The sequence below is a fragment of the Prauserella flavalba genome (genome assembly GCF_003202235.1).
GTDB lineage: Bacteria > Actinomycetota > Actinomycetes > Mycobacteriales > Pseudonocardiaceae > Prauserella_A > Prauserella_A flavalba.
In genome coordinates this window covers 43,294-56,893 of the sequence record NZ_MASU01000020.1, presented here as the reverse complement: position 1 = coordinate 56,893, position 13,600 = coordinate 43,294, and the positions used below count along the sequence as shown (strand labels likewise).

General features: G+C 71.0%; 13 protein-coding genes. 6 read left to right on the top strand and 7 right to left on the bottom strand.

The window, feature by feature from the left end; genetic code table 11:
• Positions 1 to 20: 20 nt before the first annotated feature.
• Both BA062_RS35645 and BA062_RS40820 read left to right on the top strand, forming a co-directional pair.
• Positions 21 to 1,034, top strand: a complete 1,014-nt coding sequence (locus BA062_RS35645) for an iron-siderophore ABC transporter substrate-binding protein (RefSeq protein WP_110343559.1) — start codon at positions 21 to 23, stop codon at positions 1,032 to 1,034.
• A gap of 7 nt (positions 1,035 to 1,041) precedes the next feature.
• The gene (locus BA062_RS40820; RefSeq protein WP_110343558.1) at positions 1,042 to 2,286 is read left to right on the top strand and encodes an MSMEG_1061 family FMN-dependent PPOX-type flavoprotein; all 1,245 of its coding nucleotides are present in this window, start codon (positions 1,042 to 1,044) and stop codon (positions 2,284 to 2,286) included.
• A 116-nt stretch (positions 2,287 to 2,402) separates the two neighbouring features.
• Here the strand turns inward: BA062_RS40820 and BA062_RS35635 are convergent, their stop codons facing one another.
• Entirely contained in the window at positions 2,403 to 3,395 is a 993-nt protein-coding gene (locus BA062_RS35635; RefSeq protein WP_168214185.1) for a sugar-binding transcriptional regulator, read from the bottom strand.
• A gap of 158 nt (positions 3,396 to 3,553) precedes the next feature.
• Between BA062_RS35635 and BA062_RS35630 the strand changes: the two genes are divergently transcribed.
• Both BA062_RS35630 and BA062_RS35625 read left to right on the top strand, forming a co-directional pair.
• The gene (locus tag BA062_RS35630; RefSeq protein WP_110343556.1) at positions 3,554 to 4,864 is read left to right on the top strand and encodes an MFS transporter; all 1,311 of its coding nucleotides are present in this window, start codon (positions 3,554 to 3,556) and stop codon (positions 4,862 to 4,864) included.
• Between the two features lie 17 nt (positions 4,865 to 4,881).
• Positions 4,882 to 6,324: a sulfatase family protein gene (locus BA062_RS35625; RefSeq protein ID WP_110343555.1), complete on the top strand. Its 1,443-nt coding sequence runs from the start codon at positions 4,882 to 4,884 to the stop codon at positions 6,322 to 6,324.
• A 10-nt stretch (positions 6,325 to 6,334) separates the two neighbouring features.
• Here the strand turns inward: BA062_RS35625 and BA062_RS35620 are convergent, their stop codons facing one another.
• The gene (locus tag BA062_RS35620) at positions 6,335 to 7,411 is read right to left on the bottom strand and encodes an Ldh family oxidoreductase (RefSeq protein WP_110343554.1); all 1,077 of its coding nucleotides are present in this window, start codon (positions 7,409 to 7,411) and stop codon (positions 6,335 to 6,337) included.
• Between the two features lie 17 nt (positions 7,412 to 7,428).
• Positions 7,429 to 8,676: an L-2-hydroxyglutarate oxidase gene (gene lhgO / locus BA062_RS35615; protein WP_110343553.1), complete on the bottom strand. Its 1,248-nt coding sequence runs from the start codon at positions 8,674 to 8,676 to the stop codon at positions 7,429 to 7,431.
• A gap of 148 nt (positions 8,677 to 8,824) precedes the next feature.
• On the opposite strand from lhgO, the gene BA062_RS35610 reads away from it, so the two are divergent.
• Positions 8,825 to 9,472 (top strand): GntR family transcriptional regulator, encoded by a 648-nt coding sequence (locus tag BA062_RS35610; RefSeq protein ID WP_110343552.1) that lies wholly within the window; start codon positions 8,825 to 8,827, stop codon positions 9,470 to 9,472.
• A gap of 3 nt (positions 9,473 to 9,475) precedes the next feature.
• Here BA062_RS35610 and BA062_RS35605 read toward each other — a convergent pair whose 3' ends face one another.
• Both BA062_RS35605 and BA062_RS35600 read right to left on the bottom strand, forming a co-directional pair.
• On the bottom strand, positions 9,476 to 10,459 hold the full coding sequence (locus BA062_RS35605; protein WP_110343551.1) for an amidohydrolase family protein: 984 nt from the start codon (positions 10,457 to 10,459) through the stop codon (positions 9,476 to 9,478).
• A 29-nt stretch (positions 10,460 to 10,488) separates the two neighbouring features.
• Complete coding sequence (locus tag BA062_RS35600) at positions 10,489 to 11,811, bottom strand: MFS transporter (protein ID WP_110343550.1); 1,323 nt, start codon at positions 11,809 to 11,811, stop codon at positions 10,489 to 10,491.
• Positions 11,812 to 11,924: 113 nt separating this feature from the next.
• On the opposite strand from BA062_RS35600, the gene BA062_RS35595 reads away from it, so the two are divergent.
• A complete protein-coding gene (locus tag BA062_RS35595; protein WP_110343549.1) occupies positions 11,925 to 12,842 on the top strand; it encodes a LysR family transcriptional regulator in 918 nt (305 codons plus the stop codon).
• A gap of 5 nt (positions 12,843 to 12,847) precedes the next feature.
• Here the strand turns inward: BA062_RS35595 and BA062_RS35590 are convergent, their stop codons facing one another.
• Together BA062_RS35590 and BA062_RS35585 are read right to left on the bottom strand one after the other, a co-directional pair.
• Positions 12,848 to 13,168, bottom strand: a complete 321-nt coding sequence (locus tag BA062_RS35590; protein WP_110343548.1) for a hypothetical protein — start codon at positions 13,166 to 13,168, stop codon at positions 12,848 to 12,850.
• Positions 13,168 to 13,569: a DUF2267 domain-containing protein gene (locus BA062_RS35585; RefSeq protein WP_110343547.1), complete on the bottom strand. Its 402-nt coding sequence runs from the start codon at positions 13,567 to 13,569 to the stop codon at positions 13,168 to 13,170. The genes BA062_RS35590 and BA062_RS35585 overlap by 1 nt, the downstream gene beginning before the upstream one ends.
• Positions 13,570 to 13,600 lie beyond the last annotated feature (31 nt).

The following is a 13,600-nucleotide window of genomic DNA, read 5'->3' as shown; positions in this document are numbered from 1 at the left end:
CCCGCGAAAGGCCACCCGCCATGCGCACTGCCCTCTCCCCGGTCCGTCGAGGTCTCGCCGTGCTGCTCGCCGGTGTGCTCGTAGCACTCGCGGGCTGCTCGACGGGCGGTGACGAGGGCGGCGAGGACACGGGCCAGGCGCAGACCAACACGGGCACCGGCTTCCCCGTCACGGTCGACACCAAGTTCGGCGACGTGACGATCGAGAAGGCGCCGCAGCGCGTGGTGGCGCTCGGCTGGAGCGACGCCGAGGTGGCGCTCGCGCTCGGCGTCGAGCCGGTCGGCGTCAGCGACTGGCTCGCCGTCGGCGGCGACGGCCTCGGACCGTGGGTCGAACAGCGCTACACCAACCCGCCCGCCCAGCTCGGCACGATGGAACCGAACCTGGAACAGCTCGCCGGGCTGAACCCCGACCTCATCCTCGACACCCGCGCGAGCGGCGACCGCGAGCGCTACGACCGCCTCAGCCAGCTCGGTGTGCCGGTGGTGAGCGTCCCCGAGGGCGCCGACGCCTACCTGACCTCGTGGCAGGACCAGCTCGACCTGATCGGCAAGGCACTGGGCAAGCAGGACGAGGCCAGGCAGCTGCACGACGACCTCGAGGCGAAGTTCACCAGGGCCGCGCAGGACCACCCCGAGTTCAAGGACACCACGGTGGCCGTCGCCGCGCGCACCGCCGAGTCGTGGGGCGCCTACGTCAACGGTGACGGCCGGGTCGAGTTCCTGGAGCAGCTCGGGTTCGTCAATTCGCCGACGGTGCAGGAGCTCGCCGGTGACGACTTCTGGGTGCCGATCTCGAACGAGCGGCTCGACCTGCTCGACGCCGACCTGACGGTGCTGTTCCCCATCGGCGTCGAAGCCGACCAGGCCACCCGTGACCCGCTGTACCGGAACATTCCCTCGGTCAAGGACGGGCGCAGCGTGGTGCTGAGCGACCCCACGGTGTCGCAGGCGTTCTCGAGCGCCTCGGTGGTCGGCCTGTCCTACGCGCTGGACAAGACGGTGCCGATGTTCGCCGACGCGCTCGCGGGCTGACCGCGACGTGCCGGACCAGCCGGGTTTCACCGTGATCGCCGGGCCTCAGGGCTCCGGCAGGTCGGCTCTGCTGCGCGAGCGGGCGCGGGCGCTGCGGTCGGCCGCCACGTGCCTCGACGGCAAGGCCATCCACACGCTGCCGGGCGTGGAGGTCGCGGGGAAGCTCGGCCTCCTGCCGTCCGCGCCGGAGGGCATCACGGTGGCGGATGTCGTCGGCCTCGGCCCGGGTGCCGGCGACGAGGCCGTGGCAGGGGCCATGCGGGCCACCGGCACGCTGGAGCTGGCCGACCGGCCCGTCGACGAGCTGTCCGCCGCCTGGCGTCAGCGCGTGTGGATCGCGATGGCGCTGGCCCAGCGCACGGGCGTGCTGCTGCTCGACGAGCCGACGACGTTGCTCGACGTGGCCGAGCAGGTGGAGCTGCTCGACCTGCTCGCCGACCTCAACCACGCCGAGGACACCGCGATCGTCACCGTGCTGCACGATCTCAGCCTCGCCTGCCGCTACGCCGATCACCTTCTGCTGCTCAAGGACGGCGAGCCGGTGGCCGAGGGCGCGCCCGCCGCGGTGGTCTCGGAGGAGCTGGTGCGCGAGGTGTTCGGGCTGCCGTGCCGGGTGGTGCCCGACCCCGTCTCGGCGACCCCGCTGATCGTGCCCATCGGCAGGCACCACACCATGAAGGCGGTGTCCACGGAGGACGAGCTGCGCGAGGTGGTGGAGGAGCCCGCGCAGGTGATCCTCGACAAACCGGTGGCCGGGATCGACGACGAGTCGCGGCGGTTCCTGGAGGCTTCGCCGTTCTTCCTGCTCGCCACGAGCGCCGACGACGGCACCGTGGACGTGTCACCGCGCGGCGACCCGGCCGGCACCGTGCTCGTCCTCGGCGACGGCCGCACGCTCGCCTTCGCCGACCGCAACGGCAACCGGCGCGTGGACAGCATGCGCAACATCCTGCGCAACGATCAGGTCGGCATGCTGTTCGTCGTCCCGGGCGTCGACCACACGCTGCGGGTCAACGGCAGGGCCACGATCGTGCGTGAGGGCCCGCTGCTGGAGCGGCTGGCGGTGAACGGCACAGCGCCGGACCTGGCGATCACGGTGGAGGTCGGCGAGCTGTTCGTCCACTGTGGCCGGGCCTTCACGCGCTCGTCGTTGTGGGACACGGAAACCTGGCCGGACCGCGACGCCCTGCCCACGGCGGGCACGCTGTTCAAGAGCCAGGCGGAGCTGCGAGCCTCGCTCACCGAAGCCTAGGCGCGGGCACCACCACCCCGACCGCAGTGAAGGCCACCTTCACTGCGTTGACCGCAGTGAAGGTGGCCTTCACTGCAGCGGCGCCCCCACCTGCGAGGCCACCGTTCTACCGCACGCTAGGCGCCAGAGAGGAGGGCCCGGGCCAGTTCGTCATCGGCCACGAGGGTGTGCACGCACCCGGTCGCGACCGCCGCGCGCGTGGCCTGGGCGCGGTGGGCGCCGTAGCTGGACGTGATGAGCTTCGGCACCGCACGCAGGGTCTGCGAGTCGATGCCCACCACCCGGTCGTCGAGGTCGCTGGGCACGGGCTTGCCGTCGCGGTCGAAGACGCGGCCGGAGAGTTCCCCGCACGCGCCCGCGTCGGCGAGCCGCTGTTGCTCGGCCGGGGTGAGCAGGTCGTACACCGCGGATCCGCCCGGCTGCCACGCCCCGACGGAGATGAGCGCGATGTCGAGCTGCCGGAACCGTTCCATCGCCGCCGCGATCTCGGGCTGGCGGCGTAGCCCCTCCGCGGTGTCGACGTCGGACACGACGAGCGGCGCGTAGATCGGGTGCGCCGCGGCCCCGCCCGCGGCCGCGGCGACCGTGCGCACGACCTCGACCGACCCCGGCACGCCGTCCGGCGGGTACAGGGCTCCGGCGAGCTGGAGCACCGAGTGCGCGCTGAGCCTGCGGATGTGCCGGGCCATCGACACCAGCGCACGGCTCCACGTCAGCCCCACCACGCTGGCCTCGGTGGACTCCTCGGCCAGCGTGCCTGCCAGCGCCCTGCCGAGCTGGTCGACCCCGCCGCCCGCGCTCTCGATCACCACGGCCCTGTCGATGCCCAGTTCGTCACGCAGCCGGGCGGACAGGTCCGCATCGACACGGCCGGGCCTGCCGATCTCGATGCGCACGAGCCCGTCGCGGCGGGCCTCCTGCAGCAGCCGCGCGACCTGGAAGCGGCTCAACCCGAGCGCCTTGCCAATGGTGACCTTCGACTGTTCCTGGAAGTAGTAGCGCCGGGAGATCGTGATCGCCAGCGTGGTCTCGTCGCCGCTGGCGAGTGCCTCGCGTTCGACCGCCGACGGTTCTCCAGCCGGCAGCGGCGCGGATCCGTCATCGACCACGTTTCGTCCTCCTCCTGGCACGATTCCCGCTCTCAAGTCTCCCGCCCGTCGCGCCGTGAACCGCATCCGGGCTTGACTCCGCCCGCCGCCACGATCCATGATGCCTCACATCTGAGAGTTAAGTTCGCTCATATGAGAGCCCAACGGCGGGAGATCACATGGCCGAGGCGAGCACCGGCACCGCGACGGCGAGCCGGGCCACCACGCGACGCGCGCTCATCGCGTCGGTGTCCGGGTCGTTTCTGGAGTGGTACGACTTCTACCTGTTCGGCATCGCCGCGGGGCTGGTGTTCCCGACGCTGTTCTTCCCCGGCTCCTCGCCGACGGCCGCCATGATCCAGTCGTTCGGCGCGTTCGCGGGCGGCTTCGTCACCCGCCCGCTCGGCGCGGTGCTGTTCGGCCACTTCGGCGACCGCGTCGGCAGGCGGCGCATGCTGATGATCACCGTGAGCCTGATGGGCGGCGGCACGTTCCTGATCGGCCTGCTGCCCACGTACTCCTCGATCGGCGTGCTCGCCCCGATCCTGCTGATCACGTTCCGCCTGGTGCAGGGGCTCGGCATCGGCGGCGAGTTCGGTGGCGGCGCGCTGGTGGCGCTCGAGAACGCACCGCGAGGCAAGCGCGGGATCATGGGCAGCATCCACCAGATGGGCACGCCGATCGGGCTGCTCACCGCCACCGGCGTGTTCGCGCTCGTGCAGCTGCTGCCCAGGGACGTCGTCGAGGGATGGGCGTGGCGCATCCCGTTCCTGCTGAGCGGCCTGTTCGTGCTCGTCGCGTTCTACATCCGCAGGAACCTGCCCGAGACCGCCGCGTTCACCGGCGAGGAGCGCAGCGCGCCGCGGTTCCCGTTCCTGGCGCTGCTGCGCGAGCACCCGAAGAACATCCTCATCGCCACGGGCGCGCGCCTGGCCGATGCGGTGACGTTCAACGTCATCAACGTCTTCGGCATCGCGTTCGCCACCACGCAGCTGGGCCTGCCCGAGCACGTGATGCTCACCGGCTTCGTGATCGCCTCCGCCGTCGAGATCGCCACGATCCCGCTGATCGGCCACCTCTCCGACCGCGTCGGCAGGCGGCCCGTGTACCTGTTCGGCATCGTGCTGTGCGGCGGGCTCGGCTTCGCCTACTTCCCCATCCTCGACGGCGGCAACACACTGGCCGTCTGGGCGATCATCGTGGTGATGCTCGCGGTCGGCACCGGTTGCATGTTCGCGATCCAGGGCACGCTCTTCGCGGAGCTGTTCGCCACCCGCACCCGCTACACCGGCCTCGGCGTGGCCTACCAGTCCTCCGCGCTCATCGGCGGCGCCCCGACCCCCGCGATCGCGACGGCGCTCGCGGCCGCGTTCGCCCAGTCCTACTGGCCCGTCGCGATCTACATGGGACTCGTCTGCCTCGTCAGCTTCGGCTGCATCCTGCTCGCCTCCGAGACCTATCGCGACGAACTCGTGAACACCCCGCAGTGAAAGGAACGCGTCAGCACATGCCGTCAGCCAGCCGCCCGAACATCGTTCTGATCATCACCGACCAGCAACGGTTCGACACCATCGCCGCACTGGGCCACGACCACGTCGACACACCCAACCTCGACCGGCTCGTGCGCGAGGGCACCGCGTTCACCCGCACCTACGTGAGCGCGCCGTCGTGCTCGCCGTCGCGGGCGAGCCTCTTCACGGGCGTGTACCCGCACAGCCTCGGCGTGCTGCGCAACGAGGAGGTGTGGCGGCACTCGTGGGTGGAGACGCTGGCGGAGTCCGGCTACCGCTGCGTGAACGTCGGCAAGATGCACACGCACCCGTGGGAGACGCCGATGGGCTTCCACGAGCGCACGGTGGTGGAGAACAAGGACCGCGACCACCCGAACGTCCCGTTCTTCCACGACCAGTGGGACAAGGCACTGTGGATGCTCGGCGAGCGCAAGCCCACGCGCACGACCTACCGCGAGCGGGCCGACTACGGCGAGCGGCTCGGCGCGTTCGAGTGGACGCTGCCCGAGGACATGCACTCCGACGTCTTCGTGTCAGGGCACGCCCGCTGGTGGCTCGACACCTATCCCGGCGACGAGCCGTTCTTCCTGCAGATCGGCTTCCCTGGCCCGCACCCGCCCTACGACCCGGTGCCGCGGCACCTGGATCCCTACCTCGACCGCGACGTCCCGCTGCCCGTGGTGTCCGATGAGGACCTCGCCGGTCAGCCGAGTGCGCTCAAGGAGCTGCGCGAACACCACCAGGCCAACGACCACGACGCGATCGTGCACCTCGCCGCGCCCACCGAGGAGCAGTCGGCACGCCAGCGCAGGCACTACTACGCCAACATCACGATGATCGACGAGCAGCTCGGGCTGCTGCTGGAAGCGCTGGAACGGCGCGGAGTCCTCGACGACACGGTCATTCTCTTCACCTCCGACCACGGCGACTGCCTCGGCGACCACGGGCACAGTCAGAAGTGGACGATGTACGAGCCAAGCGTGCGCGTGCCCGCGATCGTGTGGGGACCCGGCCGCGTGGCGGGAGGCAGGAGGATCGACGCGCTGACGTCCATGATGGACCTCGGACCGACGATCCTGGAGCTCGCCGGGGTCGAGCCACCGGGGTGGATGGAGGCACGTTCGCTCGTGCCCGCGCTGCGTGGCGAGGACTGGCAGGGCCGCGAGTACGTGTTCTCCGAGCACGCGCGGGACATGATCCTCACGGGCACCGAGCTGATGACGATGGTGCGCGACGAACGCTGGAAACTGGTCGAGTTCATCGACTCCGAGGAGGGCCAGCTGTTCGACCTCGACGCCGACCCCGGCGAGCTGCGCAACCTGTGGACGGCGGAGGACGACGAGGCGAAGGCGGCCAAGGAGCGGCTGCTGCGGGTGCTCGCCCGCTGGCGTGCGCGGAGCGCGCTGCACACGGCCGACATGCACAGCGCGCACCGCTGAGCGGGGATCGCTACAGCGCGAACTCCACCCCGGCCCGCTCAGCGACGTCCCGCAGCTGGTCGACCAGGGGCCGCGGCATCGGGATTCCGTCGCGGGTGCGCTCCTCGCGTGCCCGTGCCTGCGGGTCGCCCGCCACCAGCACGGGCGAGGACGGATCGAGCGGCGGGGTCTCGTGCAGGAGGTCGATGGCGTCGTCGAGGTCGTCCTCGAACACGCCGGCCGCGCGGAAGAACGCCGGGTCCAGCGCGAGGAAGAAGTGCCCGATGTTGTGCGGCGCGTCCGGGTCGTCGCGCTCCCGGATCGCCGGGAACGTGCCGCCGCACAGGGTCGCGCCGAGGATGTGCGCCATCATGCTGAGCCCGTAGCCCTTGTGGCTCGACATCTCCGGCGTGCCACCCAGCGGGGTCAGCCCGCCGAGGTCGTCCTCCTTGATGATCCGCATCGCGACCGCCGCGTCCTCCACCGGCCGCCCCTCCTCGTCAAGGACCCAGCCGGGCGGCAGCGGTTTGCGGTGGTAGTCGTAGACCTTCACCTTGTTGACCGCGGCGGTGGTGGTGGCGATGTCGAGCAGGAAGTGCGGGTTGCGGCGGGCCGGGGCGGCGAACGCGATCGGGTTGGTCGCGAGCCGGGGCACCACGGAACCGGTCGGCGACGCGCACGAGAGGTTCGCCGAGCTGGTGACCAATCCGACGAGGCCCTCGGCCGCCGCCAGCTCGGCGTAATGGCCCGCGGCGCCGAAGTGGTGGGAGTTGACCACCGACACCACACCGACCGCGCTGGCGCGGGCCTTCTCGATCGCCTTGCGCATCGCGAACTCGCTCGCCGGGTGACCGATGCCGCCACCGGCGTCGACGAGCGCCGACGCGGCGTTCTCCCGCACCACCACCGGCCGCGCGCGCAGGTCGATCCTGCCCTCGCTCCGGAACTTCTCGTACGTCATCAGCATCGACACACCGTGGGAGTCGATGCCGGCGAGGTCGGTGCCGACCATGACGTCGGCGGTGGTCCCCGCCAGGTCGGTGTCCATGCCCCACGCCGTCAGGACGTCGACGATCAGCTGCCGCACCCGCTCGGCGGGAACTCGCACCGGCTTCTCCTTCGCTGTCAGGCCGCGGCGGTGTCCGCGCGGACGGTACGGGCGAGGTCGTTCTCGCCGAGGTGCTCGAAGACGTCGGCCGCGATGTGGGCTCCGATGTGGAGGCTCGACGTCGCCGCGGGCGACGGGGCGTTGAGCACGTGGATCGCGCGCGCGGTGCGGTCGATGACGAAGTCGTCCACCAGCTCGCCGTTGTCGCGCACCGCCTGTGCGCGCACGCCGCTGCCGTGGCGGCGCAGGTCCTCGCCGCCCAGCGTGGGCACGAGCTTGCGGACCTCGCGCACGTAGAGCCGCCACACGAGCGAGCGGGCCATCTCGGTGAGCCCGTAGCGCCAGTACCTCCGGGCGAGGCCGCGTAGCGCGGGGTCGCGGGCGAGCTGTGCCAGCAGGTGCCGGTCGACGTCGCGCCAGCGGTAGCCCTCGCGCGCGAACGCGGGCACCGCGTTGGGTCCCACGTGGACGGAGCCGTCGAGCATCGGGGTCACGTGCACGCCGAGGAACGGCAGGTCCGGATCGGGCACCGGGTACACGGGGTTGCTGACGACGTCCCTGCGTCCGGGCCGCACCTCCGTGTACTCGCCGCGGAACGGCATGATCCGCACCGTCGGGTGGTCGCCTGCCGCGCGCGCGACCACATCGCTGTGCAGGCCAGCGCAGTTCACGAGCACACGGGCACGGAGCTCCTCGCCGTCGGTGTGGATGACCGTGCGGTCGCCCCCGCCGGCGAACGACAGTGCGGGCGCGTTCGTGCGCAGGGTCGCGCCGAGCCCGGTCAGCTCGTCCGCCATAGCGCGGCACACGGCGCCGAAGTCGGTCATGGCGGTCTCGGCGATGGCGAGCGCCGCGATCCCGGCGACGTTCGGCTCCTGCTCGGCGATCTCGCGCCGGCCGAGCCGCCGCACGGTGACGCCGTTGGCCTGCCCGCGCTCGGCGAGCATGTCCAGGCGGGGCAGCTGCTTCTCCGCGGTGGCCACCACGATCTTGCCGGTGCGCCGCACGGGGACGTCGTGCCGCTCGCAGTAGCGGATCATCGCCTCGCCGCCCGCCCGCGCCAGCCGTGCCTTGAGGCTGCCAGGGCGGTAGTAGAGGCCGCTGTGGATGACGTTGCTGTTGTGGCCCGACTGGTGGGCTCCCCAGCGAGGTTCCTTCTCGAGGACGGTCACGGAGCGGCGCGGATCGGCGAGTAGGACCGCCCTCGCCGTGGCGAGGCCGAGCACCCCTCCCCCGATGACGGCGACGTCGACAGCACGGGACATCTCGCGGACCCTCCTCGCTCGCAGCCCACTGCAGTGAAGGCCACCGCTGTGTTGATCCACTGCAGTGAAGGTGGCCTTCACTGCAGTGGCGAACCGCTGCGAATGTATACAGTCGCAGCGTCCGTACGCAAGGGGTTAGACTCCGGCGGTGAACACAGCGGCCAAAACGGGCAACAGCGCGAACGTCATCGCCGAGCGGCTGCGCACGTCGATCCGGCACGGTGAGCTGCTCCCCGGCACCCGCCTCGTCCAGGAGAAACTGGCCGCGGAGCTGGACGTCAGCCGCATACCCCTGCGCGAAGCGCTGCACACGCTGGCCGCCGAGGGCCTCATCGAGGTGCTGCCCCAGCGCGGCATGCACGTCGCCGAGCTGAGCCGCGCCGACATCGTCGACCTCTTCGAGCTGCGGCTGCAGCTGGAGCCGCCGCTCGCCGACGAGATCGTGCGCGGCTGCCGTGATCGGGACATCGACGAGCTACAGGCGCTCGCCGACGAGATGCGCGCGATGGGCGCCGACGCGGCGGGCAGGGCGGTGGTCAACTACCGGTTCCACCGGCGGATCTACGAGCTCGCCGAGCGCAAGCTGTCGCTGCGCTTCATCGACCAGCTGCTGCACCTCGTGGAGCCCTACAGCCGCCGCTGGGTCCGCTCCGGACACGAGCTGGACCGCATCGACGACGAGCACGCCGCGATGGTGGAGGCGTTGCGCACCCGCGACGCCTCGCTGCTGCGGCGCGTGATCACCGCCCACGTCGAGGGCGCGCGGGACCACGTCCTCGCGCGCCACTCGGAGTAGGGCTCAGATCCCGAACAGGGCCGAGGCGTTCTTGCTCTCGATCAGCTCACGGTCGTGCGCAGGCAGGCCGCCGACCAGGCCGGCGATCTCCTCCATCCGGCCGTTCTTGTGCGGATAGTCGCTACCGAAGAGCACGTTCTGCGCGCCGAAGACCTCAACGGTGAAGTCGAGCGCCTGTCGCGTGTAGACGATGCTGTCGACGTAGATCTGCGACAGGTAGCTGCTCGGTGCGCGGTCGATCCGCGCGCGGCACTGCGGGAAGGCCTCGAAGCCCTTGTCGAGCCTGCTGATCAGGAAGGGCAGGTAGCCGCCCGCGTGCCCGCCGATGATCTTCAATCGCGGGTACCGGTCGAAGAAGCCATCCATGATCATGCGGGCGAGCGCGAGCGTCGTGTCGAAGGTGAACCCCGTGCTCCACACGAGGTGGTAGTCGGTCAGCGACATGTCCTCGAGCCCGGGAGGGGCCGTGGGGTGCACGAGTACGGGCAGGCCCAGCCGGTCGATCTCGGCCCACACCGGGGCGAAGCGCTCGTCGGTGAGCGGGACACCGTTGACGTTGGCGAGCACCATCACGCCGACGGCGCCCGCCGAACGGGCCCGGTGCAGCTCGCGCACGGCGTCGTCGGCGTACTCCCAGGGCAGCGACGCGAGGTAGCGGACGCGGCCGGGTGCGGCCGCGGCGGCACGGCCCATCTCGTCGTTCATCGCGGCGGCCGTGGCGGCGCTGGTCTCCCGCCCGCCCCAGTACACGTTGGGACACGTCAGCGACACCACGGCCACGTCCACCCCGGCGGCGTCCATGTCCCGGATGCGCGCGTCCCAGTCGAACATCTCGGGCGTGAGCGTGACGAACCCTGTGTCGCCGCGGAAGACGGCGTCGGCGCCCGCGGCGTTGCGGCGCACGGTGTACGGGCAGTCGGCGGTGTTCCTCAGCGTCTCCAGGTAGGCGGGGGTGAGCATGTGGGTGTGCACGTCGATGATCGGCACGGGATTCCTTTCTGCGGTCGCGGGGTTTCTCAGCGGATCGAGGCGAGGTCGCGGCGGCGCCCCTCGGTGGCGAGGTACGCGGCGAGCAGACAGACGGCGAGCGCGCCGATCCAGACGCCGCCGAGCAGGAGGATCCCGCCGCCCGCCGCGCCGACCAATGCGGCGGCGATGGCAGGCGTGAACCCGGCGCCGAGGGTGGAGGCGCCCTGGAAGCAGAGCGACGAGCCGGTGAACCGGACCGAGGTGGGGAACAGTTCGGCGAGGAAGGCGGCCAGCGGACCGAGGATGACGCCCTGGATGCCCTGCCCGACCATCACGGCGACGGTGAACCCGGCGACGGTGCCGCTCTGCACCAGCAACAGCAGCGGGTAGGCGAACAGCATCGCGGCGACGATCCCGCCGATGAGGATCGGCCTGCGCCCGAACCGGTCGCACAGCCGCGCACTGACGAGGGTCGCGAGGAACAGCGCGATGGCAGCGAGCGCCTTCGAGTTGAGCACGCCGGTCTTGTCGGCGCCCTGCGTCACGGCGTGGTTGACGGCCCACACGCTCGCGATGCCCGAGATGGTCAGCTGGCTGATGGCCACCAGCGTGCCCAGCACCAGGTTTCTCGGATGCCGGGTCAGCACCTCCACGATCGGGATCCGGCGGTGCTGCGCCTCGTCCTCGAACTGCCGGAACAACGGGCTCTCGGCCACCTTGAGCCGGATGAACAGGCCGATGCTCACCAGCAGGACACTGAGCAGGAACGGGATCCGCCAGCCCCAGCTGAAGAACTGTGCGTCGGGCAGGAGCGAGGCCAGCGACAGCGCACCCGCGGCCAGCAGTGATCCCGCCGGGGCGCCCAGGTTGGCGAACGACGCGGCGAACCCGCGTTTGCCGCCCGGCGCGTGCTCGATGGCGATGAGCATCGCTCCGCCCCACTCCCCGCCGACCGCGATGCCCTGGACGACACGCAGCAGCACGAGCAGCACCACGGCCACCGAACCGGCCTGCGCGGTGGAGGGCAGCAGGCCGATGAGGGTGGTGGCGATGCCCATCGCGAGCATCGATGTCACGAGTACGCCCTTGCGCCCGATCCGGTCGCCGAAGTGGCCGAACACGAGCCCGCCGAGCGGGCGGGCGACGTAGCCGGCCGCGAGCGTGCCGAACGCGGCGAAACTGGCCAGCGCGGGGTTCAGCTCCGCGAAGAACACCCGCGGGAACACGACCGCGGCCGCCGTCGCGTAGAGCATGAAGTCGTAGAACTCGATGGCGCTGCCCATGAAGCTGGAGGCGAGGATGCGCCGCATCTGGGGTCCCCGCAGCGTCTCCGGCTCTCGCTCGGGCGCCGCTGCCCTGTCGGTGTCCATCGTCAAGCCCTTCTTCTCCCCTGCCGTCGCAGGCCGGTCGCGCACTCACTCTGCGTGGCGGGCTTGATTGAGACAATGACAAAAGTCCGGAGAAGTTCTTTAAGATCCTTGAAGTGACCGGTTACACGCTCCGCCAGCTCCAGTACTTCACGGCCGCGGTCGAGGAGGGCTCGGTCACCTCCGCCGCGCGCCGCCTGCACGTCTCCGCCGGCAGCGTGTCGCTCGCGCTGAAGGACCTGGAGTCGACGCTGAAGGTGCAGCTCACGCTCCGTCGGCGCGGCAAGGGCGTCACGGTCACGCCCGCAGGCCGGTGGGTGTACGAGCACGCGCGTGAGCTGCTGGCCCGCTCTGCCGACATCGACTCCGTCGCACGCATCGTCAGGGGCGAGCTGGCGGGCCCGTTGCGCATCGGCTGCTTCAGCACGCTCTCGCCGTGGCTGTTCCCGCGCATCGTCGCCCACTTCGTCGAGCACCACCCCGGCGTGGACGTGCAGATCTCGGAGGGCCCCTCCGCGTTGTTGCTGGAACGACTGCGCGCGGGAGAGCTGGACGTCGTCCTCGTCTACCGCAACCACCTGACGCCGGGCATGGCGAGCGAGGAGATCGTGCCCGTCCGCGTGCAGATCGCGCTCGCGCCCTCACATCGGCTGGCCGCGCTCGACGAGATCCCCTTGCGCGAGCTGGAGGACGAGACCGCCATCCTGCTCGGGTTGCAGCCCGCGACCGCGCACGTCGAGTCGATTCTGCGTTCCGCGGGCTTCGAGCCGAAGGTCCGTTGGCGCAGCACCAACGTCGAGACCATCCGCTCGATGGTCGCCAGAGGCCTCGGCTACACGATCATCATGGGCCGCCCGCACGGCGACTTCACCTACGACGGACTGCCGCTGGCCTACCGCCGTATCGCCGACGACGTCGAGCCCAACGCGATCGTGATCGCCTATCCCGAGGGCACCATCCCGACGGCGACGGTCCGGGAGCTGATCGGCTTCTCCCAGCGCGAGTTCGCCCGCGAGGGCATGCCGATGCCGTGAGGGGCCTAGCCAGGGTCGAGGTTCTGGGCCACCTGGCTCGCGAGTGCGTCCAGTGCGCGGGGCGCGAGGTCGCCGTCACCGCTGAGACGTAGCCGTGCCGTGCTCGCGCCCGCGCCCTCGCCGTCGACGCGCAGCTCCGCCTTGCCTTCGGGCCACGCGAAGTACGCGCGCGGCGGGTCGAGGTGGCAGCTCACGTCGCCAGGGCTCACGCCGAGCACGTCGCACAGCCACGCCTTGGACTGGGACGGGTCGGCGGCGGTGTTGAGCACGATGGCGGGCACCGCGGCGAACCCCCGGCTCGCCTCGTGGCTGGGTGTGCGCTCCATCAGCGGTGCTCGCCGATGGGCGCCGTGGAGAGCAGGTCGTCCCGGTAGTCGCGGGGCAGCTGCGAGACCAGGTCGTCGAACTCGCCCTTGCTCACGCCCTCCTTGAGCGTGGCCACCACGGCACGGGCGTGCTCCCGTGCGCTGTCCTGGGTGCAGTCCCGACCCTCGGCCTCGGCCACCCTGCGGTAGAACTCCTCCACCCCGAACGGCTCGCCCCCGCCGGTGGTGGGCAGGGCCTCGGCGATAGCGGGCGGCAGCTGCGCCGCCAGGTCCTTCGGTTCGCCCCCGGCGAGCCGCTGTCCCAGCACTGACAGCGTGGCGCGGGTCGCCGACTCCGCGTGCCCGGGGTCGGAGAGGTTCACGGTCCTGCGTACCGCCGCAACGATCTCGTGTTGCTTCATCGCGCCTCCTCGTCACGTCGGGTTGCGCTCT